Source organism: Enterobacter cloacae complex sp. IR5412 (assembly GCF_049237385.1).
Lineage (GTDB): Bacteria > Pseudomonadota > Gammaproteobacteria > Enterobacterales > Enterobacteriaceae > Enterobacter > Enterobacter intestinihominis.
Window position 1 is genome coordinate 340031 of record NZ_JBMKHQ010000003.1, and the last position, 25191, is coordinate 365221.

Sequence of the window (25191 nt, forward strand, 5' to 3'; positions counted from 1 at the left end):
TTTGCTCCTTGCCCTCAGGCTAAAACGGGCTGCGAGTATAACAGAGGCTTATACGTCACGTCAGGCAGGGAGACGAAAACGCGAGACGGCCTGCAACAAAAGATCTGACTCCCGATGCAGGCGCTCAGAGGCATTCGACGCTTCGCTAACCAGCACATCTGTCTGACGCGATACCTGATTCAGCGCCTGAAGTTGGCGCGTCATCTGATGAATGCTTTCCCCCTGATTTAGAGTGGCCAGCGAAATATCATTGAGCAGGCTACTCAGATTGGCCACCAGCCCGGTGACCTGCTGGAGATTTTCTTCCAGACGGTTTACCACCTGAGAACCTTCTTCAATGCCCTGTAGCGAGTGGTTAATTAGCGACTGGATAGTTTGCGTAGAGTGACTGCTTTTTCTGGCCAGCAGCCCCACTTCACGGGCGACCACCGCGAACCCGCGCCCCTGTTCTCCCGCATGGGCGGCTTCAATGGCAGCGTTGAGGGCCAGAATATTGGTCTGAAACGCCACGCTGTCGATCATGGCGACGATCCCACGCATCTCTGAGGATCGGTCGACGATCGTCTGCATTGAGCCATTTACCGCTGTCATCATTTGCTCCCCGCCGACGGCAGCCTGTCGGGCTTCATCCGCGCGCGAGCGGGCGAGTTTTGCATAACCCGTGTTCCCCTCAACGTGGGTTTCGAGATCGGCGATATGCGCGGTCACCTCCTCCAGCTCTTTGGCCTGTCGCGTGGACTGCTGATAAAGCTTCTGGTTCCCCTGCGCAAGTGACCCGATATTTTCGACCATAGAGGTAGTGGCCTCGCTGACCTGAGTCACCAGTTGCTGGAGCCCGCGCTGCATGGCGGTAATACTGCCGCTGAGCTGGCTGATTTCACGGTTAAAACGCACAACGTCAGGGGGTATTCCCGACAAATCCCCTGCCGCAAGCTGGTTAATATGGACAATCAGACGGCGTAGCGGGGATATCACCCATTTCGCCATTGCAAACCAGACGGCAATGGCAATAGCCAGCAGCACCAGCGGCGCAAACAGGAACAGCCGTTGCAGGCCTGAGAGTTGTTCCATGAGCGACTGACGCCCCTGTATCGCCTGCTTCTCACTCCGTTGCTGATAACGTGCAAAGTTGTCATTAAAATCGGTCTGAAACGCCTGGGCGGGTACGGCGAAAAAGAGGTCGATGCTGTTGGTTTTCACCAGCCCTTCCGCCTGCTCGCTAATGGCACCGAAGAACAGCTTATAGCTATTAACAAGCCCCTCGTCCTGCGGAGGATTAAGCGCGAGCCAGGCTTGCCATGCCTGCTGAGACGCCGCCAGGGATTTTTGCGCCTCGTCCATCAGGCTATGCCAGCTCCCTTCCGAACCGGTCTCTTTATCCTGCATAAAGTACACCCCGGAGCGGTTGAGCAGATCGCTCGCCGCAAGCAGCGAAATACGCGCCTGATCCAGTCTGCTCTGTTGCTGCCAGGCCAGCTGATTGCGCTGTTCGTTACGCTGGGCTTGATTCAGGGAAGCGGTAAGCAGGAAGGAGGATGAAAGTTGCAGGGCGGAGAAAAGGCCGATAATACAAAAGATGCCGGTCAGCAGGCCAAACTGACGAGGAAAAAAGCGCTGCGCAAGACGACGAAAAATTTGCGTTAGGTTCATAATTTTCTTCTGTAACAATACGTTAGACGCGAGCGAGTCTACGAAACGAAAATGACAGAACCATTGCAAAATAATGACAGGAAACGTGAATTGCCGGGTAGCGGCCTTGCCCTACCCGGCATCAACATTACACGCGATCCTTCCAGACCGTCTGAACGTTACAGAACTCATGCAGACCGAAATGTGAAAGCTCTCGCCCGAAGCCGCTCTTCTTCACTCCGCCAAACGCAACGCGCGCATCGCTTGCGCTGTAGCCATTGATAAAGACTCCGCCGCACTCCAGCTCGCGAGAGAAGGTTTCAGCCAGCGCATCGTTCGCGGTGAAGACCGTCGCTGATAAGCCAAAGTCGCTGTCGTTAGCCAGCTGCAACGCGTGCGACGCATCATTGGCGACGGTAATCGCAGCCACCGGGCCAAACAGCTCCTGACGGAAGGCCGTCATCTGTGGGGTGACGTCGCCGAGTACGGTTGGCGCATAAAAGTTACCGGTCCCGGCAAGCTTCTCGCCGCCGAGCAGCAGGGTCGCCCCTTCCGCCAGCGTAGCCTGTACCTGCTGATGCAGTTCATCGCGAAGATCAAATCGCGCCATCGGGCCAATAGAGTTATCTTCCTCATCCGGTGCGCCCATTTTCAGCGCCTTGACCGCGTCAACAAAGCGTTGGGTAAAGGTGTCCGCCACGCCCGCTTCCACAATAAAGCGTTTCGCCGCCGCGCAAACTTGTCCGGTATTCTGATAACGTCCGGCCACGGCCGCGTTGACAGCCAGATCCAGATCGGCATCATTCAGAACGATAAACGGATCGGAGCCGCCCAGCTCCAGCACGCATTTCTTCAGCGCCGCGCCCGCCTGCGCGCCAATTGCCGCACCAGCCCGAACGCTGCCGGTTACGGTCACCGCCGCGATACGCCGATCGTTAATCGCCTGGCTGACGCCGTCATTTGTCGCGTTCACCCAGCCAAAGATCCCCTCCGGGAAACCGGCATCCGCGAACACCTTCCCGATAAGCTCCGCCGAGCCGAGCACATTTGGCGCATGTTTAAGAAGATAGCTGTTCCCTGCCAGCAGGATGGGCACCGCACCGCGCAGCACCTGCCAGAGCGGGAAGTTCCACGGCATCACCGCCAGAATAGGCCCCAGCGGACGGTACTCAATCACCGCATTGTCGACCTGGGTAGATTCCGGGCGCAGCATTGCCGGGCCGTATTCAGCGTACCAGTCGCAAAGGCTGGCGGACTTAGCCACCTCCGCACGCGCCTGCCCAATGGGCTTGCCCATCTCCCGGGAGATAGTCTGCGCCATCTCTTCCGCACGGCTACGCAGCGCCGCACCCAGATCGCGAAGTTTTTGCGCCCGGTGCGCCACGCTTTCGCGTCGCCACTGACGAAAACCGGTATCCGCCTGCGCAATGGCACGTTCAACGTCACCGGACGTTGCCCACGGGTAAGCAGCCAGCGTTTCGCCGGTAGCCGGGTTGACAGAGTGGGCATGGGTAGCAGATGAATACGTCATGAAGTTCTCCATGTAATAACAGTTGATTGATTGTGGCCCACTCTGCTATTTCTTAAAAATGAATAATACTCACCACCTTGTTCACGAATCGAGAATGTTATGGACTTAACACAGCTTGAGATGTTTAACGCCGTCGCACTGACCGGCAGCATTACCCAGGCGGCGCAGAAGGTACACCGGGTGCCGTCAAACCTCACCACCCGCATCCGACAGCTTGAAGCGGATCTCGGTGTGGAGCTGTTTATTCGAGAGAATCAGCGCCTGCGGCTTTCCCCCGCCGGGCACAATTTTTTGCGCTACAGCAAGCAGATCCTGGCGCTGGTCGACGAAGCGCGAATGGTCGTCGCCGGGGATGAACCGCAGGGATTATTCTCACTCGGCGCGCTGGAAAGTACCGCCGCCGTACGCATTCCGGAAAGTCTGGCGCGGTTTAATCAGCGCTATCCGCGCATTCAGTTTGCGTTATCCACCGGGCCTTCCGGTACGATGATTGACGGCGTGCTTGAGGGGACGCTCAGCGCCGCCTTTGTCGACGGGCCGCTCTCACACCCCGAACTGGAAGGAATGCCGGTTTACCGGGAAGAGATGATGCTGGTCACCCCTGCGGGTCACGCGGAAGTGTCAAAAGCCACGCAGGTGAGCGGTAGTGAGGTTTATGCCTTTCGCGCCAACTGTTCCTACCGGCGTCATCTGGAGAGCTGGTTTCATGCTGACCGCGTAACGCCGGGAAGGATCCACGAGATGGAGTCCTACCACGGGATGCTCGCCTGCGTGATTGCCGGGGCAGGCATTGCGCTGATGCCCCGCTCCATGCTGGAGAGTATGCCGGGGCATCATCAGGTGGCGGCGTGGCCGCTGGCGGAAAACTGGCGCTGGCTCACCACCTGGCTGGTGTGGCGACGCGGGGCGATGACCCGCCAGCTTGAGGCGTTTATAGGGCTGCTAAACGAACGTCAGCCACCAGTGTCTTCTCCATAAACAGGCTCAGCGGATCCTCGTTGTAGGGGGCAAACGCGGGGCGCCGTTCGTATCCACACTGTTGATACAGACGAATGGCGGCGTGTTGTTTGATCCCCGTCTCCAGCCGGACGGTGTGGCAGCAGCGGCTGAGGGCTTCATCTTCCAGCGCCGCCAGTAATTTATCACCCAGCCGTTGCCCGCGATGGGTTGGATCAATATAGACCCGTTTCATTTCCCCGGTCCCGTCCCCGTTCAAAACAACAGCGCCACACCCGACGGCGTTAAGCTGAGTGTCACGAATAATCATCAGGATCAGCGAGTCGTCCGGCAGTTCGGTTAAATCCAGCAGATGATTACTTTCCGCGGGATAGAGAACGCTTTGATAACGGTCCAGCGCCGTAATCAGGGCGAGAATATCTGGATGATGGGCGGATTCAGCGGTAATAGAATACATGGCAGGCTCCTTGTCGTTTTCGTTCAACATACCGCCCGCCCTGTATACCGGCGTCATAGTTTTTAATGATGACCGTAATCCTGGAGACGAAGGAAAATTTTCCCCTTCATATACAGCGTGGCCTGGCCGCCAATCAGCACACGGTCGCCTTTCAGCTCACAGCGCAGATCCCCGCCACGGGAGGAGACCTGGCGGGCCAACATCTGCGTTTTTCCAAGCTTTTCGCTCCAGTACGGGATCAGCATGCTGTGCGCTGATCCCGTCACCGGATCCTCCGGTACCCCTTCCCCCGGGCAGAAGAAGCGGCTGACGAAATCATACTCATCTCCCGGCGCCGTAACGCAGACCATTTTCCCCAGCGGGAGCATAGCCGCGATATCCGGCGTCAGCGCTTCCACCTGCCGCTGGCTGTCGAGCACCACCATGTAGTCACGCCCCACACGCACCTCGTCTGCTGCGTTAATGCCCAGCGCGCTGAACAGCACTGCGGGTGGAGTATCAACAACCTCGGTTGACCACGCCGGGAAATTAAGCGTCAGCCAGTCGCCGCTGCGTTGTACCGTCAGTTCGCCGACAAAGCGCGTGGTGAAGGTGATTTCCGTATGTGGATAATCCAGGTATTCGAAAATAACGTGAGAAGCCGCGAGGGTTGCGTGGCCGCAGAGGTTAATTTCATCCTGCGTGGTAAACCAGCGCAGTTCAAACCCGTTATCCGTTCGGACAAAGAACGCCGTCTCTGACTGATTATGCTGCTTCGCCATCTTCAGCAACGTCTCATCCGGCAGCCACGCTTCCAGCGGACACACCGCCGCCGCATTGCCGCCGAACGCCCTGTCGCTGAAGGCATCCACCAGATAAAAATCAATTTCCTGCATCGTTGGTTCCTCTTAGATTTATTCAGCGCAGAAATACTGTGCCCTTCAGATACAGCGCCGCCTGCCCGCCCATCCGCACGCGGTCGCCTTTCAGTTCGCAGCGTACGTCGCCACCACGGGCAGAAACCTGACGGGCAAACATCTGTGTTTTGGCAAGCTGTTCACTCCAGTAAGGGATCAGCATGGTGTGCGCGGAGCCGGTGACAGGATCTTCCGGCACGGCCACGCCCGGCGAGAAGAAACGACTGACAAAGTCGTATTCCCCCTCGTCCCGGGCGGTGACGGCCACTTTATGCTCCCCCGGCGTCATGGCGGAGAAATCCGGATTAATGGCTTCCACCTGCTCGCGGCTCTCCAGTACCAGCACCCAGGCGCGGCCTTTTCGCGCCTCGACGTAGTGGCTGATACCGAGTGCGGTGAGCATCTCCGGTGGCGGCGTCTGTGCCTGCGTCGGGCAGGCCGGGAAGTCCAGCGTCATCCAGTCACCTTCACGGCTGACGGTCAGGCGACCAGAAGCAGTGTCAAAATGAAGGCGTGAGTCCGGATAATCCAGTTCGTTATACAGAACATACGCCGCGGCAAGCGTCGCGTGACCACACAGATTAACCTCGGTGAGCGTGGTGAACCAGCGCAGCTCAATCCCCCCTTTGGTGCACACAAAAAACGCGGTTTCCGACTGGTTATGCTGTTGTGCCATCCGCAGTAACGTCTCATCCGGTAGCCACGCGTCGAGCGGGCACACCGCCGCCGGGTTGCCGCCAAAGGAGGACTCGCTGAACGCATCTACCAGATAAAAATCAATCTCCTGCATTGTGTTACCGCCTGTTTTTGTTGTGTTGTTCTTTATCTTCAATGAAAACAACCGCGTTCGCTACCGCTGCATGAAGGTAAATTTTGTGATTCACATCACATAACGGTTGAGTTTTCGCCGTTTAAGGCTTTAAGATCGTCTCCTCATCTTTCAGGCAACGAATCCCAGATATCCCTATGACAACACACACGGTTTCCCGCAGGGTCGCGTGGCTACGCGTGGTCACGCTCGCCATCGCAGCGTTTATTTTCAACACTACGGAATTTGTTCCGGTTGGGCTGCTGTCCGACATTGCAGCCAGCTTCCATATGGAAACGGCACAGGTTGGCATTATGCTGACCATCTATGCATGGGTGGTAGCGCTGATGTCGCTGCCGTTTATGCTGCTGACCAGCCAGATGGAACGTCGTAAGCTGCTGATTGGGCTGTTTGTGGTGTTCATAGCCAGCCATGTGCTGTCATTTATGGCATGGAACTTTACGGTGCTGGTGATCAGCCGCGTCGGCATCGCGTTTGCCCATGCCGTTTTCTGGTCGATCACCGCATCGCTCGCCATTCGTCTCGCCCCGGCGGGGAAACGCGCCCAGGCGCTGAGCCTGATTGCCACCGGAACGGCGCTGGCGATGGTGTTAGGCCTGCCGATCGGGCGCATTGTGGGCCAATACTTCGGCTGGCGCACCACCTTCTTTGCCATCGGCATGGGGGCGCTGATCACCCTGGTGTGTCTGATCAAACTGCTGCCAAAACTGCCCAGCGAACACTCCGGCTCGCTGAAAAGTCTGCCGCTGCTGATGCGTCGACCAGCGCTGATGAGCATCTATCTGCTGACCGTGATTGTGGTGACCGCCCATTACACGGCCTACAGCTATATTGAGCCGTTTGTTCAGGTTGTGGCGGGCTTTAGCGCTAACTTCGCCACCGTTCTGCTGCTGATCCTGGGCGGCGCGGGGATTATCGGCAGCATCCTGTTCGGGAAGCTGGGCAATAAGCACGCGTCTGCGCTTGTAAGCAGTGCGATTGGCCTGCTGCTGGCGTGCCTGCTGTTACTGATGCCTGCGGCAGGCAGCGAGAGTCATCTGGCGATCCTCAGTCTGTTCTGGGGCGTGGCGATCATGATTATTGGTCTGGGAATGCAGGTCAAAGTGCTGGCCCTGGCCCCGGACGCCACGGACGTGGCAATGTCGCTGTTCTCGGGAATTTTTAATCTGGGAATTGGGGCCGGTGCGCTGGTGGGAAATCAGATCAGCCTGCATGTATCGATGTCGGCCATTGGCTATCTCGGGGCGATTCCCGCGCTGATTGCGCTGATCTGGTCGGTGCTTATCTTCCGTAAATGGCCGGTCGCGATGGAAGAACAGACCAGCCACGGTTGACGTTTGTTATGCCGGGTGGCGGCTTCGCCTTACCCGGCCTACGAAGCATTAATATCCGTGTTCTTCATCACCGCCAAGATAACGGAATCTTTCATCTGTCATTTTGGTCTGACAATCATAGATACCGATTCTCGTTGCCAGAGGAGTGGTTGCAGAAGACGCATCGCTTATTTTGCCGCATTTTTTAGCTTTTTCATTGATCCACATGTTCTGCTCCTTTTTCATCGAAGCTTTGACGGAATCAGGAAGATACTTCCATAGTTCGTTTAACTGGCGATCGCTCTCGGAATAATTATGTGCGGCAATATTTAATTTATTATTGAGTTCAGCCTTTTGAAGTTCATCTTTATTCATGGCGAGAGTAGCCATCGCCGCTATTGATTCAGAAATATAATCTTTATTATTGTATTCATATGAAACTGAAATATCTTTTCCGTTATCCGCCATCGCTAACGAGTAGGTAAACTTGTCCCATTGAACGTTATTGTTAAGCACCTTTCCACCATCGTTAATTATACGTCTCAGTCTGTCTGGGTAGGATGCAATGTAACCCATGATTTCAGAAGGCACCGTGAGCGTGACGGTCGCGCTACAGCGCCGCGCCTGCGCTTCGTCATCAGACGATTTTGTTGTGACATTCGCCATTACAATTGCGATTTCATTAGCTTTTGCAATGTAGTCCTTCAGCGGTTTACCGTAGAAATCTGAGGGGTTAGCGAGATAAGCTACCTGTAACTTACTGACTGCATCATCTCTTATTTTTGACTGAGCAGCAGAGATGGCATCATCGCGACCGCATTTGAAATCTGGCGTGGAATCGAACAACCCAGCATTGGCATTTAATGAAAAAAGCAGTGTGCTCACTGCGATAAATGAATATTTTTCTCGCATGTCTATAACCCGAAAAGAAATGAGTGCTGAACGTTACTTTAAGCGGTAATACACAGCAAGGCAGTGGATAATATTAATGCTGAAAAAATTCGATTTTCAGAATGCATTTATATTCATAAGAATTATATCCATTGCGAGTAGGCCGGGTAAGGCGAAGCCGCCACCCGGCAACGTTCTCAATGATACGTCTTAATGATCTCCAGCACGCCGTTAATAATAAACTGCACGCCCATACAGACCAGCAGGAAGCCCATCAGACGGGAGATAGCTTCAATTCCCCCCTTGCCCACCCAGCGCATAATCGCCCCGGAGCTGCGCAATGACCCCCAGACGATAATGGCGATAAGCGCAAAAATGATCGGCGGCGCAACGGTAATAACCCAGTGCGGAAAAGTAACACCATCACGCACCGTTGAGGCGGAACTGATGATCATCGCAATCGTTCCCGGCCCCGCCGTGCTCGGCATGGCTAACGGCACAAACGCGATATTGGCGCTCGGTTCGCTTTCAAGCTCCTCCGATTTGCTTTTGGCTTCCGGCGATTCATGCGCTTTATGCGCCGGGAACAGCATCCGGAAACCAATAAACGCCACAATCAGCCCACCGGCGATACGCAGACCGGGAATCGAAATACCAAAAGTATTCATCACCAGTTGTCCGGCGTAATAAGCCACCATCATAATCGCGAAGACGTAGACGGAGGCCATCCTCGACTGCTGGTTGCGCTCCGCGCTGTTCATGTTACCCGCCAGCCCCAGAAAGAGCGCCACGGTCGTTAACGGGTTCGCCAGCGGAAGCAACACCACCAGCCCAAGCCCCACTGCTTTAATCAAATCCAACATAATGCACCGCAGTCCTTATCCTTATTCATTACCGCAATTATAGGGGGAAAGTCTCGTCCTGAGCTATCCGCGCAACGTAACCATAATTGTCCGGCGTAACTAATAACCCCAGATTATCTATATGATTTAAAAGCGTACAGAAAAAGTTCCTGAAGCGTTTTAGCAATTCGTGGCATCAGCTGATCCATTCAGTTGACTTATACTTGCCTGAGCAATAATATCTGCCGTGACTAAACTACTTGCCAGGGCAACCATTGTGAAAAGCACCAGTGATCTCTTTAACGACATAATCCCACTGGGTCGTCTTATTCATATGGTTAACCAGAAAAAAGATCGCCTGCTCAATGACTACCTGTCACCGCTGGATATCACCGCAACACAGTTCAAAGTGCTGTGTTCCATTCGCTGCGAAGTGTGTATTACGCCGGTTGAGCTGAAAAAGGTGCTCTCTGTCGATCTGGGTGCGTTAACCCGCATGCTGGATCGTCTCGTCTGCAAAGGATGGATAGAACGAAGCCCTAACCCGAATGACAAACGTGGCGTACTGGTGAAACTGACCAGCGATGGCGCGGCCATGTGTGAGCAATGTCATCAATTAGTAGGACAAACACTGCACCAGGAACTGACAAAAAACTTAACGGCAGATGAAGTGGCAACGCTTGAGCTTTTACTCAAGAAAATCCTGCCGTAAACAGAAAAAGAGGTATGACGATGTCCAGACGCAATACTGACGCTATCACCATTCATAGCATTTTGGACTGGATCGAAGATAACCTGGAATCTCCACTTTCCCTTGAGAAAGTGTCTGAGCGTTCAGGTTACTCAAAATGGCACCTGCAACGGATGTTTAAAAAAGAGACTGGCCATTCATTAGGACAATATATTCGCAGCCGTAAGCTGACGGAGATTGCCCAAAAACTGAAAGAAAGCAATGAGCCGATCCTCTATCTGGCGGAACGCTACGGATTTGAATCGCAACAAACCCTGACGCGTACGTTCAAGAACTACTTTGACGTGCCGCCTCATAAGTACCGTATTACCAGTATGCCGGGTGAATCCCGTTATCTGTATCCGCTAAAACATTGCAGTTAATCATCGCCTGTTAAGACGTAACCGAGGAAATCATGAAATTTATCGTCTCCGCCGCCCTCACCTTGCTGGTGCTGGTTTCCGGCCAGAGCTTCGCGGAGCAAACCCCCAGTGCGGGGCAGCAAAATAATCGTGACACCATGATTATGCCGTCCACGCAAAACCAGTCGCCCTGGGACTTCAATCACATGGGCGCTGGCAGCGACAAATCCGACGAATTAGGCGTGCCGTATTATAATCACGACCTGTAATTCGTTTTTGCCCCGCTAATGCGGGGCTTTTTTCTGCCTTAACTCCGCACCCGCGTCGCCCGACGCACCCGCAAGCCAAAGACGTTGATATACAGCCCGGCCATAATCAGCCCTGCGCCACACAGTTGCAGCGCGCTGAGCGTTTCATCCAGCAACAGTGCGGCGCTGGCAAGCCCGACTACCGGTACCAGCAGCGATAACGGCGCCACGCGCCAGGTTTCATAGCGTCCGAGCAGCGATCCCCAGATGCCGTAGCCAATGATTGAGGCGACTAATGCCAGGTAGATCAGCGACAAAATGGTCGTCAGGTCGATCTCCACCAGGCTTTTCAGCATCACCTGCGGTCCATCCAGAATAAACGACGCGACCATAAACGGCACAATGGGGATCAACGCGCTCCAGACCACCAGCGACATGATCCCAGGACGCGACTCATGCTGCATTATCAGCTTGTTAAAGATGTTGCCGCACGCCCAGCTCAGCCCTGCCGCCAGGGTGAGCATAAAGCCCAGCAGCGCGACATGCTGACCGTTGAGGCTGCCTTCTATCAGCACCAGCACGCCAAAGACCGCAAGGCTAATACCCGCCAGCTGTTTGCCCTGCAAACGTTCGCCAAAGACAAACGCGCCGAGAATAATGGTAAAGAAAGCCTGCACCTGAAGCACCAGCGAAGCCAGACCCGCAGGCATACCGAATTTGATGGCGCAAAAAAGAAACGCAAACTGACCAAAGCTGATGGTGAGGCCGTAGCCCAGCAGAAGCTTCAGGGGAATCTTTGGGCGGGCAACGAACAGCAGCGCCGGGAAGGCCACCAGCAGGAAGCGCAGACCCGCCAGCATGAGTGGAGGCATGTTGTGCAACCCCATTTTGATGACCACAAAATTGAGTCCCCACACCACGACAACCAGTAACGCTAACAGCCCGTCTTTCCGCGTCATTTTCCGCCCCTGAATTATTAAATTTTTGTAAACACTTCAAGGTAACAGAAAAAATACCCCCGCGAGAAGATCATTAATTCTGGTACTGAGGAGAAGCACTTGCGGATAAATTGGGTGCTATACAAGCTGCCGATGCCATGATAATCCTGTAATAACACAACAAAAAAAGCATAAGCATTTGTCGGGCAGGAAAATGAAACCATCAATCAGGCGCTCAACCGCAGCGCTACTGGCATCGTCATTGTTATTAACAATTGGCCGCGGGGCAACGCTGCCCTTTATGACCATATATCTCACACGCGTGTACGATATGAGCGTGGAGAATATTGGCTATGCCCTTACCGTGGCGTTGACCATTGGCGTGGTGTTTAGCCTGGGGTTTGGCATCCTGGCGGACAAGTTCGACAAAAAACGCTATATGCTGGTCGCCATCGTGGCCTTTATCGCCGGGTTTGTGGCCATTCCGCTGGTGAATAACGTGACGCTGGTGGTGTTGTTCTTTGCCCTGATTAACTGCGCCTATTCCGTCTTCTCAACGGTGCTGAAAGCGTGGTTTGCCGACGTGCTGACCTCCAGCGAAAAGGCGCGCGTTTTCTCACTCAACTACAGTTTCCTGAACATCGGCTGGACGATTGGGCCGCCGGTTGGCACTCTACTGGTGATGTACAGCCTGCAACTGCCGTTCTGGCTGGCGGCCTTCTGCGCCGCACTGCCGCTCGGGTTTATCCATTTCTTTGTGCAGAAAAGCGTAGCGTCTGACAGCGTGGAGGAAAAAGCGCCGTGGCAGCCCTCGGTGCTGCTGAAGGACCGGGCGCTGTTCTGGTACACGCTCTCCGGCCTGCTGGCGTCCTATGTGGGCGGATCGTTCGCCAGCTGCATTTCCCAGTATGTCCTCGCCGCGTATGCGGACAGCGATTTCGCAGAAAAGGTGGTGGCCGTTGTGTTGCCCGTCAACGCGGTGGTGGTGGTCACCCTGCAATACGCGCTTGGCCGCAAGATCTCCGCCAGCAACATCCGCCCGCTAATGACAGCCGCAACGCTCTTTTTCATCCTCGGGCTGGGCGGGTTTATGCTTTCCGGCGAGAACCTGCTTTACTGGGGGATTGCGGCGGCGATTTTCACCCTGGGTGAAATTATTTATGCCCCGGGTGAATACATGCTGATCGACAATATCGCCCCGCCGGGCATGAAGGCGAGCTACTTCTCCGCCCAGGCGCTGGGCTGGCTGGGCGCAGCGGCGAACCCGATGATCACCGGGCTCATCCTGACCCATCTGCCGCACTGGTCGTTATTTATTATTATGATGGCCGCCATTATTGCGGCGTGGCTGATGGTTTTGCGCGGGATGCGCGTGAAAAGTGAAGATAGCGTGTCGGGTGGCGCTGCGCTTACCCGACCGGGAAAACCCTAATCCCACGCCGGGTAAGGCTAAGCCCCCACCCGGCAAATCCAACAGCCTAGTGGTGCAACATCTCCTCCACCACCTGCTCTTTGTACATCTCGTTCGGGTAGTAGGTCGGCCAGTTATCCATCTCTTTCAGCAGCGCCTCGTGGGAGGTGTTGCCCATAAAGATATGGAAGTGTGAAGAGGCTTTCGGCCCGATGGTATGATCGCTGAACTGCACAAACTTAGGCGCCTGGCTTGCCTTATCCTTACATTCAAACAGGTAGCGCACGCCTTTTTTCCCCGACGCATAGGTCAGAATTTTATAGCCGCTGTAGTCGTAGCGGCAGCTGCTCACCGTTTTGCCTCTGTGGAATTCCATCACGTTGTTTTCAATGCCGATGGCGTCCACGTCCGTCGCGTAGCCCTTACGGTAGTAGGCTTTCACCTCGGCAGCGGATTTTTCCCCCTTCTGCGCTTTCTTTTCGAAAACCGGATCCAGCGAACCATCAAGCAGGAACGGGTAAACAGACTGCCATGTCCCGTCCCAGTCAGACAGCGTCCTGTCCCTGACGTCTTTATCCTCAAAGACGCCGTTTGCCGCCTTCTGTTCCGCCTCCGTCATCTGATGACCGTGCGAATGGGCAAAAAGCGAGCCGCTTACCAGCAGCGTTCCCAGAGTCAGCGCAATTTTTCCAAGTTGTGCAGCCACAGCAAAACCCTCATTCCGTGTTATAAGAATGAGGATGTTATAGTATAACATTTCAGATCGCAACCAGTCCGCGAACCCCCTCCTGCTCCATGTTCTCACCGCGCCCCTGCTGGACGATGCTGCCGCGCGACATCACCAGATAGCTGTCGGCCAGCTCCGCCGCAAAATCATAAAACTGCTCCACCAGCAGGATCGCCATATCCCCCCGGTTCGCCAGGCTGCGGATCACCTGCCCAATCTCTTTAATTACCGACGGCTGTATACCTTCCGTGGGTTCATCCAGGATCAGTAACCGTGGACGGCTCGCCAGCGCGCGACCAATCGCCAGCTGCTGCTGCTGACCACCGGAAAGATCGCCTCCGCGACGGTGTTTCATCTCCTTCAGCACCGGGAAAAGCTGCCAAATCTCCTCCGGCACGCTCCTTGCGTTTCCCGCGGAGAAGCGCGACAGTCCCATCAGCAGGTTTTCTTCTACGGTCAGACGCGGAAAAATCTCCCGCCCCTGCGGAACATACGCCACGCCGGACTGCACCCGCTGGTGCGGTTTACTGTGAGTGATGGTCTTTCCCTGCCAGACCACCTCCCCGGCTTTCACCGGGATCAGCCCCATCAGGCACCTCAGCAGTGTGGTTTTCCCCACCCCGTTGCGCCCCAGCAGGCAGGTAACTTCCCCGACCACCGCCTCAAAGCTCACCCCGCGCAGAATATGACTTCCGCCGTAGTACTGATTCAGCTCGTTAACCTGTAACATCCCCTCTCCTTAGCGTCCCAGATAGACGTCGATCACCTGCTCATTGGCCTGTACCTCGCGAAGCGAGCCTTCTGCCAGTACGCGCCCCTGATGCAGCACCGTGACGTGGTCGGCGATGGTCTCGACGAAGCCCATATCGTGCTCAACCACCATCAGCGAATGCTTGCCTGCCAGAGTTCGGAACAGCTCGGCTGTGTATTCCGTCTCTGCGTCGGTCATACCGGCGGCGGGTTCGTCCAGCAGCAACAGATGCGGATCCTGCACCAGCAGCATGCCGATCTCCAGAAACTGCTTCTGCCCGTGGGAAAGCAGCCCGGCGCGGCGATCGCGCTCGCTGCCAAGCCGCAGCAAAACCAACATCTCGTCAATGCGGTCGCGCTGCTCGCCGCTGAGTGTTGCCCGCAGGCTCGCCCAGACGGACCTGTCGGCTTTCATGGCGATTTCGAGGTTTTCCCCTACGGTCAGCGCTTCAAACACGGTCAGCTTCTGGAACTTACGGCCAATGCCCTGACGGGCAATGGCCGCCGGTTCAAGGGCTGTCAGATCGATGGACTGATCGTAAATAGCCTTCCCGCTTTTTGGCCGGGTTTTGCCGGTGATCACGTCCATCAGCGTAGTTTTACCGGCGCCGTTAGGGCCAATGATGCAGCGCAATTCTCCAACGCCGATATTAAGTGAGAGATCGGTCAACGCCTGAAAACCATCGAAACTGACGTTAATGGCCTCAAGCTGCAACACAGGATCGGTCTGCTCACGGTAACGATCGCCCGGTAGCTGGCGGGTAAAGAGTCCTTCAGAGGGCTGCATTAATTATCTCCCTTACGAAACAGACCGAACACGCCGCGCGGTAAAAAGAGCGTCACGGCGATGAAAATCAGCCCAAGAAACAGTTGCCAGTACTCCGGCATCGCCACGGTGAAAACGCTCTTCGCACCATTGACCAGCGCCGCACCAATCACCGGGCCTACCAGGGTGCCGCGCCCGCCCAGCGCCACCCAGATGGCCGCTTCAATCGAGTTGGTCGGCGACATTTCACCCGGGTTGATAATGCCCACCTGCGGAACGTACAGCGCTCCCGCCAGGCCACACAGCACGGCGGAAAGCGTCCAGACCAGCAGCTTGAAGCCGCGCGGATCGTAGCCGCAGAACGTCAGACGGTTTTCGGCATCGCGCACCGCCGTTAAAATGCGGCCAAACTTACTCTTCGCCAGCGCGTAGCCTGTGCCCAGGGCCAGAAGCAGCAGCATGACCGTTGCGAGAAACAGCGCGATCCGCGTGGTAGTCGCCGTAACGGAAAACCCGAGCAGCGTGGTAAAGCCGGTAAAGCCGTTATTGCCGCCAAAGCCGGTTTCGTTGCGAAAGAACAGCAGCATGCCCGCATAGGTCAGCGCCTGGGTCATGATGGAGAAATAGACCCCTTTGATCTTCGAGCGGAAAGCAAACCAGCCGAAGACCAGCGCCAGCAGGCCGGGGATCGTCACGATTAACACCAGCGCCCAGGCGAAATGCTGCGTTCCCCACCAGAACCAGGGCAGTTCGCTCCACGAGAGAAACGACATAAACGCGGGCAGCCCGTCCCCGGCCGCCTGGCGCATCAGGTACATGCCCATCGCATAGCCGCCCAGGGCGAAGAATATGCCGTGCCCCAGCGAGAGCATACCGGCATAGCCCCAGACCAGATCGAGGGCCACGGCGACAACCGCGTAGCAGAGGATCTTGCCGATAAGCGTCAACATCCACGTCGAAACGGCCAGCGGATGGGTGGCGGGTAACAGCGCGAGAAAAGGCAGCACCAGCAGCGCCGCAACCAGCAGACTGCCGAAGATTTGCGCGGTGCGCGGTGCCCTGCGCGCCAGAGTTAAGGTCAATGGCTGGCTCATCAGTCTGTCACCCTCCCTTTAAGTGCGAATAACCCCTGCGGACGTTTCTGGATAAACAGAATGATCGCCACCAGAATCAGGATCTTGCCCAGCACGGCGCCCATCTGCGGTTCAAGAATTTTATTGAAGATCCCCAGACCAAAGGCCGCCGCGACGCTACCGGCCAGCTGGCCGACGCCGCCGAGCACCACCACCAGGAACGAATCGATGATGTATCCCTGGCCCAGCTCCGGCCCCACGTTCCCCAGCTGGGACAACGCCACGCCGCCCAACCCGGCAATGCCGGACCCGAGGCCAAACGCCAGCATATCTACCCGTCCGGTGGGAACACCGCAGCAGGCCGCCATGCTGCGGTTTTGCGTCACCGCCCGCACGTTGAGACCCAGACGCGTTTTGTTCAGAATGAGCCAGGTGAAGAACAGCACCAGCAGTACAAAGCCGAGCACCACAATACGGTTCCAGGGCAGCGTCAGGTTGGCGAAAACCTGCATCCCGCCGGACAGCCAGGCCGGGTTAGCGACCTCAAGGTTCTGGGCGCCAAAGGTCATTCGCACCAGCTGGATAAGCATCAGGCTGATCCCCCAGGTGGCGAGCAGGGTTTCCAGCGGGCGGCCATACAGATGGCGTATCACCGTGCGCTCCAGCACCATTCCGATGCCTGCGGTCAGGCAAAACGCCACCGGCAGCGCCACCACCGGATAGAGCGCCAGCCACTGAGGCATCCACTGCGCCATTGCCTGCTGCACCATCCAGGTGGCATACGCCCCGAGCATCAGCATCTCGCCGTGGGCCATGTTAATCACCCCCAGCAGACCATAGGTGATAGCCAGCCCGAGCGCGGCCAGCAAGAGTACCGACCCCAACGACAGGCCCATGAAGGCCTGCCCCAGCAGTTCGCCCCACATCAGCCGGTGCTGAATACGCTCCAGGCTCTCAGCGGCGGCGGCACGTACCCGTGCGTCCGGCTCGGTTTGTGTCCGGGTGAACGGCGTCAGCGTGGCCTGCACGTCCGGATCGTCAGACTGTCCCAACAGCTCAACAGCCTTGAGCCGTACTTCAGCCTGTGGGCTCGTCAGCTGGAGGTTTGCCAGCGCCAGCATCAGCGAGTGTCGGGTGACGTCGTCCGTTTCGCTACTGGCCCGCTGTTGCAGAAAGCCGAGCATATCCGGCTGTGCGTCACGCTGAAGTTGCCGCGCGGCATGACGCCTTTCGGTGACACTGTCACTGACAAGCTGATGCGTCGCCAGCGCCGTGACGGTTAACACGCGCAGTCGGTTGGTCAGCCGCACGGCTTTGGTCGTGCCTTCGGCGCTCTTTGCCGCGCCCAGGGCAACCATTTCGCCGTCGATGCGGGTAAATGCCTTCTTCTGGCTGTCGGTATAAAGGTTCTCCTGTTGCAGCGCCTTAAGCAGCGGCAAACGTGCAGGTTCCGGCGTGGCTGCCCAGCGGATCAGCATGGCGGTTTGCTGGCTGCGGCTAGCGGCAACGAAATCATCGGCATCCGATGCCTGCGCCATCCCTGGCAGCAGTCCGGTAAGCCACACAATCGCAATCATCATGCGTATGGCGTTCATGACGTCTCTCCCTGGTGGTGGCTTAGTTGCTGGCGGTTTTCATCGGCTGGTCAGGCTTTTTGTCATTCCCGGCGATAAACGGGCTCCACGGCTGAGCGCGTACCGGCTGTTCGGTTTGCCAGACGACGTTGAACTGGCCGTTGCCTTCAATTTCACCAATCATGACGGGCTTATGCAGGTGGTGGTTGGTGGCGTCCATGGTCAGCGTAAAGCCGGACGGCGCGTTGAACGACTGGCCCGCCATTGCCGCGCGCACTTTGTCCACGTCGGTTGTTCCCGCTTTTTCAACCGCCTGCGCCCACATATGCAGGCCAACGTAAGTCGCTTCCATCGGATCGTTGGTGACCACGGTATCGGCATTCGGCAGCTTATGGGCTTTCGCGTAGGCTTTGTAAGCCGCGACAAAGGTCTGGTTGGTCGGGTTGTCGACGGATTCAAAGTAATTCCACGCCGCCAGGTTACCCACCAGCGGTTTGGTATCAATGCCGCGCAGTTCTTCCTCGCCCACCGAGAACGCCACCACCGGCACGTCCGTGGCTTTCAGCCCCTGGTTCGCCAGTTCTTTATAGAAAGGCACGTTGGAATCACCGTTGATAGTGGAGACCACCGCCGCTTTGCCGCCCGTGGAGAACTTTTTGATACTGGCGACAATGGTCTGGTAATCGCTATGACCAAATGGGGTGTAGACCTCTTCAATATCTTTATCTTCAACGCCTTTCGAGTGCAGGAAGGCGCGCAGGATCTTGTTAGTAGTGCGCGGGTAAACGTAGTCCGTACCCAGCAGGAAGAATCGCTTCGCGCTGCCGCCGTCCTCGCTCATCAGGTACTCCACCGCCGGGATCGCCTGCTGGTTAGGCGCCGCGCCGGTATAGAAGACGTTAGGTGACATCTCTTCCCCTTCATACTGCACCGGATAGAACAGCAAACCGTTCAGCTCCTCAAAAACCGGCAGAACCGATTTACGCGATACGGAGGTCCAGCAGCCAAACACCACGGCGACCTTATCCTGGCTCAGAAGCTGGCGGGCCTTTTCGGCAAACAGCGGCCAGTTGGATGCCGGGTCAACCACCACCGGCTCCAGCTTTTTCCCGAGCACGCCGCCTTTAGCATTGATTTCATCGATGGTCATCAGGGCGACATCTTTCAGGGGCGTTTCTGAAATGGCCATCGTGCCGGAGAGAGAGTGCATAATCCCGACTTTAATGGTCTCTGCGGCCTGGACGCCAAAGCTCATTCCCATGGCGATGACGGAGGCGGACAAGGTGAACGCTTTAATTAAGGTACGACGGTGCATATTTTCACTCCTGAAAAGAAAGCTGTGCGAAGACGTCCGTTACCGCCGGACGCAGAAAAGTAACGCCAGTTTCAAGAGAGCAAAAACAGTGCCAGGTTGCAGAGACAGGATTTTAAAGGGATCGAAGAGAGGAGTAACGGGAAACGACTCAGAATGGTACAGCGCTGCACTGTAATAATGCAGCGCTGTAAACGGCGTTACCAGACGTCGCTGGCGATTTTCGTCACGAGGCGAACTTTATCCCACTGCTGGGCTTCGCTCAGGCTATTACCCTCTTCCGTAGAAGCAAATCCGCACTGCGGGCTGAGGCAAATCTGCTCTTTCGCCACGTAGCGCGCAGCCTCTTCCAGACGCGCTTTCACCCCTTCCGGGTTCTCCAGTTCACCGTGTTTGGTGGTGATCAGCCCCAGAACCACCTGCTGTTTACCCGGGCGCACAAAACGCAGTGGCGCGAAGTCCCCGCTACGGTCGTTGTCGTACTCCAGGAAGAACGCGTCGACGTTCACCGTGCCGAACAGCACCTCCGCCACCGGCTCATAGCCGCCCTCGGAAATCCAGGTTGAGCGGAAGTTGCCGCGGCAGACGTGCAGCCCGACGGTCAGATCGTCCGGTTTGCCCTCCAGCGCCTTATTCAGCACCCGGGCATAGGTCCGGGCAAGTTCGTCTGCATCGTCACCGCGCTCGCGGATCTGGCGGCGCTGGTCCTCCGAACAAAGATAGGCCCAGACGGTGTCATCCAGCTGCAGATAGCGGCAGCCTGCATCGTAAAAGGCCCGAATGGCATCGCGCCAGGTGGTCGCCAGATCGTCAAAGTAATCCTTCAGATCCGGGTAGACCGTAGCATCAATATCATTGCGGCCACCGCGGAAGTGCAGCACGCTCGGGCTCGGAATGGTCATCTTCGGCTGTGCATTACCGCTAATGCTTTTGAGGTAGCGGAAATCTTCCAGCATAGGATGATCGCCGAAGCCCAGTTTGCCCGTTACGCGCACGCCATGGGCTTTAGTCTGCACCCCGTTGAACTGAATGCCCTGCTGGGAATCATAACGCTCCACGCCCTGTAGCCCGTCAAAGAAGTCAAAGTGCCACCAGGCGCGGCGGAATTCACCGTCCGTTACCACATGCAGACCGCAGGCGCACTGCTGCTCGACAACATGACGAATGGCCTCGTCCTCAACCGCGCGAAGCTGCCCGGCATCGATTTCACCGCTGGCAAATTGCAGACGGGCCTGTTTAATGGCATCCGGGCGTAAAAAACTGCCGACTACATCGGCGCGGTACGGGGCATGGTGTCGCTGCATGGAAATCTCCTCTGTCTGTCGGCGTTAATTGCCCACAGTGATAATTCATCTCTTGAATCTTTAGACTTCTGGATGTCTAAACGTCCTGAAAAGATGTCATACCGGCTCGCCGCCGACAAACGAGAAAATTTCATCTGTGTTGAAATAAATTCATGTTCACAGAGCGGGTGATGAAGATCCTGCAAACGCGAACCGCTCATCTTCCCAGCCGGTCATGCCCCCGAGCATAATCTTAACCGGCAGACCCAGACGCGCCAGCTTCAGCGCCGCCCTGTCCGCCCCGTTGCAGTGCGGGCCTGCACAATAGACGACAAACAGCGTGCCCTCCGGCCACGCTTTCATCCGCTCTGCGGTGATCTGGCTCCAGGGTAAATGCAGCGCGCCGGGCAGATGCCGCCGGGCAAAATGTTCAGGCTTTCCGACAACGTGCAGCAGAACAAAGTCCTGCTCACCGCCGGATACCGCGTGATGGACATCGGCGCAGTCCGTCTCGACACTCAGACGACGCAGAAAATGTCCCACAGCTTCCTGCGGCTCAGCAGCCGGAAATTCAGTAACATAGCTCATGAATCTTCCTCATTTGTGGTGTTTGTGTTAACACTACTCTATCCCTTAACTCAGCCCATGAATGCGTCCACCTATGCCAGAAAACAGCAAAAAGATGACAAACTTAAGACATCCCTCGCCGCGCGCGGTCGTGCTGGCATATGACGGTTTATGTACCTTTGAGTTTGGCGTGGCGGTAGAAATCTTTGGCTTGCCGCGCCCGGAGATGGGCGATGACTGGTATCAGTTTGCCGTGGCGAGCGTGGATGATGGCGAACTCCGGGCAACGGGCGGGATCCGTATTCTGGCCGATGGCGATCTGGGTCTGCTGGAGACGGCGGATCTGGTTGTCGTTCCCGGCTGGCGAGGGCTGGACGAACCCGTACCGGAAGCGCTCTGCCAGGCGCTCCGCGCGGCGCATGCCCGCGGCTGCCAGCTACTCTCGATCTGTTCTGGCGTTTTCGTTCTGGCAGCCTCAGGCCTGCTTGACGGGCGGAAGGCAACCACCCACTGGCGCTACACGCAAGCGCTGAAAACACGCTATCCCGCCATTACCGTGGTCGAAGATGTGCTCTACCAGGACGAAGGCGACATTCTCACTTCCGCCGGAAGCGCCGCGGGGATTGATCTGTGCCTGCACGTGGTGCGCCGGAATTATGGTATGGAAGTGGCAAACCGCGTGGCGCGTCGGCTGGTGATCCCGCCCCATCGGGACGGCTCGCAAACCCAGCAGCTTAGCCGACCGGTGGCTCAGTTGCGGGAGAGCCAGCGCCTCGGCCAGTTGTTTGATTATCTTCACCAGCATCTGGCTGTTTCCCATACCGTCGAATCGCTGGCCCTGCGGGTGGGTATGAGTCAGCGCACCTTTCTGCGCCGTTTCCAGGACGCGACCGGAACAACGCCCGCGCGCTGGTTATTGACTGCGCGATTGCAGCGGGCAAAAGATTATCTCGAAAACAGTCGGCTCAGCATCGACAATATTGCGGAACAAACCGGATTTGGACAAAGCGCCACGCTGCGCCACCATTTCCGGCAGCAATTTGCGCTTTCACCCGCGCAATATCGCAAACAATTTTTACAGCCGGTACGATAAACGGGCAAAAAAAAACCGCCATAATCTGGCGGTAAATGCTTGCATGGATAGATTTGTATTTTGGTATCTACGCTCCGGTATTCCATACCGGGATGTGGATCACCTGCAATCTACCACTGTGAGCCTCAACGAAGCATAAACGAATCGATTAACCCGCTTTAGTATTAATTTGCAGATAACGCATCAGCCCCTGCTCTGCACTCTGGCGGGCATCATCATTAATCGCTTCGAGATAAAACGCACGAGAGACCCCATACGGCGCCTGCTCGGATGGGTAAACAGCGAACTGGAAGGTTTTGCCCCTCGCCTTATTGGTACAGCCCAGCTCCCAGCGTTCTTCACTTACCTGGGTGCTATTACATTCGACACGTCCGTAATCGCTGGTTAAATACGATCCGACACGGCTTTTTGCTGACTGAATATATTCTGGTTCTTCATTTGAATAGATGCTGGCCGCAGCACCCACCGCAACCACTACGCCCAGAAGTGATAGCACGATTATTTTTTTCATTTATTCGATCCAATCCTTAGCCAGAAAAATCTTATTGTAAATGATTTCCCAATAAATCTAGCTTCTCTTTGCATACCAGAAATGGGAGTTTACAATGGCGATATTGCTTTTAAGAATAGTCTTAAGTGAGTTTTATGGCGACCACAATTTTTGACAGTCTATTTTCTCAAATTTAAAGAGTCGAATAATTACTCTATGAAATTATCCCTACGATGACCGTAGCGTATTTTCGGGGGTAAAAGATGTTCAGAAAAGGCTTTTCGCTACTGCTGCTGATTAGTGCACTGTTCTCGGGGCAGATTATGGCGGAGCACAAAGGGCATGAATTTGTGTATGTGAAAAACGCCGACCATCAGCTTCGTCATGAAGCTGACAGCGACGAGTTACGTAGCGCGGCAGAGGAGTCTGCGGAGGGGTTGCGCGAGCACCATGCCTGGCAGAAATCGCGCAAACCGGATACCCACTCTGCGGGTTAGCTGCCTTTACGCTTCGGCAGGGTCTTCATCAAATCGTCAGGGCTGACGGAGGCCACAATACTGCCCGGAGACGGCATTTTGAAGATGTGATTCTTCATCTTGCCGATAACGTGCATTTCACACGGACGGCAGTCAAACTTCAGCGTCAGTACTTCATCGCCATTCACCAGCTGCATCGGCGTCGCTTTCCAGCTTTTAATATTCCCTTTCGCCTGTTTCGGACAAAGGTTAAAGGCAAACCGCAGGCAGTGTTTGGTGATCATCACCGGCACATCGCCCTTCTCTTCATGCGCTTCATACGCGGCGTCAATCAGTTGCACGCCGTGACGATGGTAAAACGCACGCGCTTTGTGGTTGTAAACGTTCGCAAGGAAAGAGAGATGCGTGTCCGGGTAGACCGGCGCAGGCACCGCTTCGGCCTTACGACTGCCGCGCGGATAGTTTGCCAGGCGTGCTTCATCCAGCATCTCAGCCGTTTCACGGCGGAACTGGTTCAGCAGGCTGTTCGGCACGAACAGCGCATCAGGCAGATTCACCTCAATATTGCGCGCATAATAAATGGTCTGCCCGAGCTTCGCTACGCCATCCTTGAGGTTGCTGAGCGCTTTCTCCGCATTGTTCGCCACCTCGAACAGGCCGTCGAGCGTATGCGTTACGCTGATGCCGTCTTCGCAGGTCATGGTCAGGATCAGCTGCTCTTCCCAGCCACCCAGCGCGATATCCACCGCAATGCGACGCTCGCTGGAGGTCTTGAGCAAGGCCTGCTGCCAGTTGTGATCCAGGTTACGGTTCAGCGCCGCATTCGGGCGGGCTTTGTAAAGGTCGGCAGGCATTTCGTTCGGCCAGACGCGATAACGATTTTCGCCGGTTTTCTCCACCGTATTGGCGCGAAAACCAACCACTTCACGTTTGATCATCACGTTGAGGCCATCGCCGTTCGCCAGCGGCTCTGTAACCTGAACGTCAAGATGATCCTTCGCCACTTTCAGCACTTCACCCACCGGCAGACCAATAAACTTCGGTGAATCGAACGCGCCAATATCCCCTTTGCGCGCATTAACGAAATAATCCGTACTGCCGCGGTGGAACGTTTTGTCCGTCGACGGAATAAAGAAATGCTCTGTACGACCGGCGGACGCGCGCGCCAGGTCACCGCGATCCTCGATGATGGCATCCAGCATCTGACGATAATGGGCGGTGATATTTTTCACGTAGCTCATGTCCTTGTAGCGGCCTTCAATTTTGAAGGAGCGTACGCCGGCATCGATCAGCGCGCCGAGGTTTGCCGTCTGATCGTTATCTTTCATCGACAGCAGGTGTTTCTCGAATGCCACCACGCGGCCCTGATCGTCTTTCAGGGTATACGGCAGACGGCAGGCCTGAGAGCAGTCGCCGCGGTTAGCGCTGCGCCCCGTCTGGGCGTGAGAGATATTACACTGCCCGGAATAGGCCACGCAAAGCGCACCGTGGATAAAGAATTCAATGGTCGCGTCGGTGGCCTGGTGGATATCGCGGATCTGGTTCAGGTTCAGCTCACGCGCCAGAACAATCTGCGTAAACCCGACGTCTGAAAGAAACTTCGCCTTCTCAACGGTGCGGATATCGCACTGGGTGCTGGCGTGCAGCTCAATTGGCGGGATATCCAGTTCCAGAACACCCATATCCTGAACGATCAGAGCGTCAACGCCGGTCTGGTAGAGATCGGTAATAAGACGCTGCGCGGGCTCCAGCTCATCATCATGAAGAATGGTGTTCAGGGTCACGAACACCTTCGCCCCGAAACGGTGGGCGAACGGTACCAGTTCGGCAATGTCGCGCAGGCTATTGCTGGCGTTATGACGGGCACCAAAGCCTGGGCCGCCAATGTAGACGGCATCCGCACCGTGAAGAATGGCTTCACGGGCAATGGCGGCGTCGCGGGCCGGGCTTAGCAGTTCAAGATGATGGGGGTGCAGGCGCATACTTCGTCGTTATCCGTTATGGTCAAAATGGCGGCTATTGTAGTCAGAAGTCTGTGCCAGTGAA

26 protein-coding genes are annotated in these 25191 nt (G+C 56.0%); 8 read left to right on the forward strand and 18 right to left on the reverse strand.

Annotation, left to right across the window (positions count from 1 at the left end):
- Nucleotides 1-60: 60 nt before the first annotated feature.
- A complete protein-coding gene (locus ACOTX2_RS07900) occupies nucleotides 61-1650 on the reverse strand; it encodes a methyl-accepting chemotaxis protein (protein ID WP_045308108.1) in 1590 nt (529 codons plus the stop codon).
- Between the two features lie 127 nt (nucleotides 1651-1777).
- Entirely contained in the window at nucleotides 1778-3160 is a 1383-nt protein-coding gene (sad, locus tag ACOTX2_RS07905; protein ID WP_063147333.1) for a succinate-semialdehyde dehydrogenase, read from the reverse strand.
- Between the two features lie 99 nt (nucleotides 3161-3259).
- Between sad and ptrR the strand changes: the two genes are divergently transcribed.
- A complete protein-coding gene (gene ptrR, locus ACOTX2_RS07910; protein ID WP_022648110.1) occupies nucleotides 3260-4138 on the forward strand; it encodes a putrescine utilization regulator PtrR in 879 nt (292 codons plus the stop codon).
- Here ptrR and ACOTX2_RS07915 read toward each other — a convergent pair.
- The 3 genes from ACOTX2_RS07915 to ACOTX2_RS07925 form a co-directional block, all read right to left on the reverse strand.
- Nucleotides 4092-4574 (reverse strand): GNAT family N-acetyltransferase, encoded by a 483-nt coding sequence (locus ACOTX2_RS07915; RefSeq protein ID WP_032622224.1) that lies wholly within the window; start codon nucleotides 4572-4574, stop codon nucleotides 4092-4094. The genes ptrR and ACOTX2_RS07915 overlap by 47 nt on opposite strands.
- A gap of 62 nt (nucleotides 4575-4636) precedes the next feature.
- Nucleotides 4637-5449, reverse strand: a complete 813-nt coding sequence (locus ACOTX2_RS07920; RefSeq protein ID WP_063147334.1) for a PhzF family phenazine biosynthesis protein — start codon at nucleotides 5447-5449, stop codon at nucleotides 4637-4639.
- Nucleotides 5450-5471: 22 nt separating this feature from the next.
- Nucleotides 5472-6260: a PhzF family phenazine biosynthesis protein gene (locus tag ACOTX2_RS07925; RefSeq protein WP_063147335.1), complete on the reverse strand. Its 789-nt coding sequence runs from the start codon at nucleotides 6258-6260 to the stop codon at nucleotides 5472-5474.
- Between the two features lie 176 nt (nucleotides 6261-6436).
- Here ACOTX2_RS07925 and ACOTX2_RS07930 point away from each other — a divergent pair, with 176 nt between their 5' ends.
- A complete protein-coding gene (locus ACOTX2_RS07930) occupies nucleotides 6437-7633 on the forward strand; it encodes a sugar transporter (RefSeq protein ID WP_022648106.1) in 1197 nt (398 codons plus the stop codon).
- Nucleotides 7634-7681: 48 nt separating this feature from the next.
- Here the strand turns inward: ACOTX2_RS07930 and ACOTX2_RS07935 are convergent, their stop codons facing one another.
- Nucleotides 7682-8524: a lysozyme inhibitor LprI family protein gene (locus ACOTX2_RS07935; protein ID WP_063137743.1), complete on the reverse strand. Its 843-nt coding sequence runs from the start codon at nucleotides 8522-8524 to the stop codon at nucleotides 7682-7684.
- 176 nt (nucleotides 8525-8700) lie between these two features.
- Nucleotides 8701-9366 carry a MarC family NAAT transporter gene (locus ACOTX2_RS07940; RefSeq protein WP_022648105.1) on the reverse strand — a complete coding sequence of 222 codons (666 nt, stop codon included), beginning with the start codon at nucleotides 9364-9366 and terminating at the stop codon, nucleotides 8701-8703.
- Between the two features lie 256 nt (nucleotides 9367-9622).
- Between ACOTX2_RS07940 and marR the strand changes: the two genes are divergently transcribed.
- From marR to marB, 3 genes are read left to right on the forward strand one after another with little or no spacing between them, the layout of a single operon-like run.
- Nucleotides 9623-10057 (forward strand): multiple antibiotic resistance transcriptional regulator MarR, encoded by a 435-nt coding sequence (gene marR / locus ACOTX2_RS07945; protein ID WP_020884159.1) that lies wholly within the window; start codon nucleotides 9623-9625, stop codon nucleotides 10055-10057.
- 20 nt (nucleotides 10058-10077) lie between these two features.
- Nucleotides 10078-10458: an MDR efflux pump AcrAB transcriptional activator MarA gene (gene marA, locus ACOTX2_RS07950; RefSeq protein ID WP_001303241.1), complete on the forward strand. Its 381-nt coding sequence runs from the start codon at nucleotides 10078-10080 to the stop codon at nucleotides 10456-10458.
- Between the two features lie 32 nt (nucleotides 10459-10490).
- Nucleotides 10491-10706, forward strand: coding sequence for a multiple antibiotic resistance protein MarB (gene marB / locus ACOTX2_RS07955; protein WP_023300098.1), 216 nt, complete (start codon nucleotides 10491-10493; stop codon nucleotides 10704-10706).
- A gap of 38 nt (nucleotides 10707-10744) precedes the next feature.
- Here the strand turns inward: marB and eamA are convergent, their stop codons facing one another.
- Nucleotides 10745-11644 carry an O-acetylserine/cysteine exporter gene (gene eamA, locus ACOTX2_RS07960; protein ID WP_023300097.1) on the reverse strand — a complete coding sequence of 300 codons (900 nt, stop codon included), beginning with the start codon at nucleotides 11642-11644 and terminating at the stop codon, nucleotides 10745-10747.
- A 193-nt stretch (nucleotides 11645-11837) separates the two neighbouring features.
- Between eamA and ydeE the strand changes: the two genes are divergently transcribed.
- Entirely contained in the window at nucleotides 11838-13055 is a 1218-nt protein-coding gene (ydeE, locus tag ACOTX2_RS07965) for an efflux MFS transporter YdeE (RefSeq protein WP_022648102.1), read from the forward strand.
- A gap of 46 nt (nucleotides 13056-13101) precedes the next feature.
- On the opposite strand, the gene zinT is transcribed toward ydeE, so the two are convergent.
- The 8 genes from zinT to ACOTX2_RS08005 all read right to left on the reverse strand — a co-directional run bounded on the left by zinT (nucleotide 13102) and on the right by ACOTX2_RS08005 (nucleotide 21107).
- A complete protein-coding gene (zinT, locus tag ACOTX2_RS07970; protein ID WP_023306187.1) occupies nucleotides 13102-13740 on the reverse strand; it encodes a metal-binding protein ZinT in 639 nt (212 codons plus the stop codon).
- A gap of 52 nt (nucleotides 13741-13792) precedes the next feature.
- A complete protein-coding gene (gene urtE / locus ACOTX2_RS07975; RefSeq protein ID WP_023300094.1) occupies nucleotides 13793-14491 on the reverse strand; it encodes an urea ABC transporter ATP-binding subunit UrtE in 699 nt (232 codons plus the stop codon).
- Between the two features lie 9 nt (nucleotides 14492-14500).
- Entirely contained in the window at nucleotides 14501-15298 is a 798-nt protein-coding gene (gene urtD, locus ACOTX2_RS07980) for an urea ABC transporter ATP-binding protein UrtD (RefSeq protein WP_421625900.1), read from the reverse strand.
- Nucleotides 15298-16371 carry an urea ABC transporter permease subunit UrtC gene (gene urtC, locus ACOTX2_RS07985; protein ID WP_063147336.1) on the reverse strand — a complete coding sequence of 358 codons (1074 nt, stop codon included), beginning with the start codon at nucleotides 16369-16371 and terminating at the stop codon, nucleotides 15298-15300. The genes urtD and urtC overlap by 1 nt, the downstream gene beginning before the upstream one ends.
- Nucleotides 16371-17945, reverse strand: coding sequence for an urea ABC transporter permease subunit UrtB (urtB, locus tag ACOTX2_RS07990; protein WP_063147337.1), 1575 nt, complete (start codon nucleotides 17943-17945; stop codon nucleotides 16371-16373). The genes urtC and urtB overlap by 1 nt, the downstream gene beginning before the upstream one ends.
- 22 nt (nucleotides 17946-17967) lie before the next feature.
- Nucleotides 17968-19239, reverse strand: a complete 1272-nt coding sequence (gene urtA, locus ACOTX2_RS07995; protein ID WP_063147338.1) for an urea ABC transporter substrate-binding protein — start codon at nucleotides 19237-19239, stop codon at nucleotides 17968-17970.
- 197 nt (nucleotides 19240-19436) lie between these two features.
- A complete protein-coding gene (locus ACOTX2_RS08000) occupies nucleotides 19437-20540 on the reverse strand; it encodes a cobalamin-independent methionine synthase II family protein (RefSeq protein WP_063147339.1) in 1104 nt (367 codons plus the stop codon).
- 156 nt (nucleotides 20541-20696) lie between these two features.
- Nucleotides 20697-21107 carry a rhodanese-like domain-containing protein gene (locus ACOTX2_RS08005; RefSeq protein ID WP_023306182.1) on the reverse strand — a complete coding sequence of 137 codons (411 nt, stop codon included), beginning with the start codon at nucleotides 21105-21107 and terminating at the stop codon, nucleotides 20697-20699.
- A gap of 73 nt (nucleotides 21108-21180) precedes the next feature.
- Between ACOTX2_RS08005 and ftrA the strand changes: the two genes are divergently transcribed.
- The gene (ftrA, locus tag ACOTX2_RS08010; protein WP_032624271.1) at nucleotides 21181-22179 is read left to right on the forward strand and encodes a transcriptional regulator FtrA; all 999 of its coding nucleotides are present in this window, start codon (nucleotides 21181-21183) and stop codon (nucleotides 22177-22179) included.
- A gap of 148 nt (nucleotides 22180-22327) precedes the next feature.
- Here the strand turns inward: ftrA and ACOTX2_RS08015 are convergent, their stop codons facing one another.
- Nucleotides 22328-22690: a hypothetical protein gene (locus ACOTX2_RS08015; protein ID WP_063147340.1), complete on the reverse strand. Its 363-nt coding sequence runs from the start codon at nucleotides 22688-22690 to the stop codon at nucleotides 22328-22330.
- A 242-nt stretch (nucleotides 22691-22932) separates the two neighbouring features.
- Between ACOTX2_RS08015 and ACOTX2_RS08020 the strand changes: the two genes are divergently transcribed.
- Nucleotides 22933-23166, forward strand: a complete 234-nt coding sequence (locus tag ACOTX2_RS08020; protein ID WP_023300086.1) for a DUF2554 family protein — start codon at nucleotides 22933-22935, stop codon at nucleotides 23164-23166.
- Here the strand turns inward: ACOTX2_RS08020 and ACOTX2_RS08025 are convergent.
- Nucleotides 23163-25127: a peptidase U32 family protein gene (locus ACOTX2_RS08025; RefSeq protein ID WP_045622761.1), complete on the reverse strand. Its 1965-nt coding sequence runs from the start codon at nucleotides 25125-25127 to the stop codon at nucleotides 23163-23165. The genes ACOTX2_RS08020 and ACOTX2_RS08025 overlap by 4 nt on opposite strands.
- Nucleotides 25128-25191: the final 64 nt, after the last annotated feature.

Bases quoted from the DNA above. Each gene is read 5' to 3' on its own strand.
- ACOTX2_RS07940 (WP_022648105.1), bottom strand. From the start codon at position 9,366: ATGTTGGATTTGATTAAAGCAGTGGGGCTTGGGCTGGTGGTGTTGCTT.
- ACOTX2_RS07915 (WP_032622224.1), bottom strand. From the start codon at position 4,574: ATGTATTCTATTACCGCTGAATCCGCCCATCATCCAGATATTCTCGCC.
- urtC (WP_063147336.1), bottom strand. From the start codon at position 16,371: ATGAGCCAGCCATTGACCTTAACTCTGGCGCGCAGGGCACCGCGCACC.
- ydeE (WP_022648102.1), top strand. From the start codon at position 11,838: ATGAAACCATCAATCAGGCGCTCAACCGCAGCGCTACTGGCATCGTCA.
- ACOTX2_RS07920 (WP_063147334.1), bottom strand. From the start codon at position 5,449: ATGCAGGAAATTGATTTTTATCTGGTGGATGCCTTCAGCGACAGGGCG.
- ptrR (WP_022648110.1), top strand. From the start codon at position 3,260: ATGGACTTAACACAGCTTGAGATGTTTAACGCCGTCGCACTGACCGGC.
- urtB (WP_063147337.1), bottom strand. From the start codon at position 17,945: ATGAACGCCATACGCATGATGATTGCGATTGTGTGGCTTACCGGACTG.
- ACOTX2_RS08020 (WP_023300086.1), top strand. From the start codon at position 22,933: ATGTTCAGAAAAGGCTTTTCGCTACTGCTGCTGATTAGTGCACTGTTC.
- urtA (WP_063147338.1), bottom strand. From the start codon at position 19,239: ATGCACCGTCGTACCTTAATTAAAGCGTTCACCTTGTCCGCCTCCGTC.
- ACOTX2_RS07900 (WP_045308108.1), bottom strand. From the start codon at position 1,650: ATGAACCTAACGCAAATTTTTCGTCGTCTTGCGCAGCGCTTTTTTCCT.
- urtD (WP_421625900.1), bottom strand. From the start codon at position 15,298: ATGCAGCCCTCTGAAGGACTCTTTACCCGCCAGCTACCGGGCGATCGT.
- ACOTX2_RS07935 (WP_063137743.1), bottom strand. From the start codon at position 8,524: ATGCGAGAAAAATATTCATTTATCGCAGTGAGCACACTGCTTTTTTCA.
- sad (WP_063147333.1), bottom strand. From the start codon at position 3,160: ATGACGTATTCATCTGCTACCCATGCCCACTCTGTCAACCCGGCTACC.
- ACOTX2_RS07930 (WP_022648106.1), top strand. From the start codon at position 6,437: ATGACAACACACACGGTTTCCCGCAGGGTCGCGTGGCTACGCGTGGTC.
- marB (WP_023300098.1), top strand. From the start codon at position 10,491: ATGAAATTTATCGTCTCCGCCGCCCTCACCTTGCTGGTGCTGGTTTCC.
- ACOTX2_RS07925 (WP_063147335.1), bottom strand. From the start codon at position 6,260: ATGCAGGAGATTGATTTTTATCTGGTAGATGCGTTCAGCGAGTCCTCC.
- ACOTX2_RS08015 (WP_063147340.1), bottom strand. From the start codon at position 22,690: ATGAAAAAAATAATCGTGCTATCACTTCTGGGCGTAGTGGTTGCGGTG.
- ACOTX2_RS08025 (WP_045622761.1), bottom strand. From the start codon at position 25,127: ATGCGCCTGCACCCCCATCATCTTGAACTGCTAAGCCCGGCCCGCGAC.
- urtE (WP_023300094.1), bottom strand. From the start codon at position 14,491: ATGTTACAGGTTAACGAGCTGAATCAGTACTACGGCGGAAGTCATATT.
- ACOTX2_RS08000 (WP_063147339.1), bottom strand. From the start codon at position 20,540: ATGCAGCGACACCATGCCCCGTACCGCGCCGATGTAGTCGGCAGTTTT.
- ACOTX2_RS08005 (WP_023306182.1), bottom strand. From the start codon at position 21,107: ATGAGCTATGTTACTGAATTTCCGGCTGCTGAGCCGCAGGAAGCTGTG.
- marA (WP_001303241.1), top strand. From the start codon at position 10,078: ATGTCCAGACGCAATACTGACGCTATCACCATTCATAGCATTTTGGAC.
- eamA (WP_023300097.1), bottom strand. From the start codon at position 11,644: ATGACGCGGAAAGACGGGCTGTTAGCGTTACTGGTTGTCGTGGTGTGG.
- ftrA (WP_032624271.1), top strand. From the start codon at position 21,181: ATGCCAGAAAACAGCAAAAAGATGACAAACTTAAGACATCCCTCGCCG.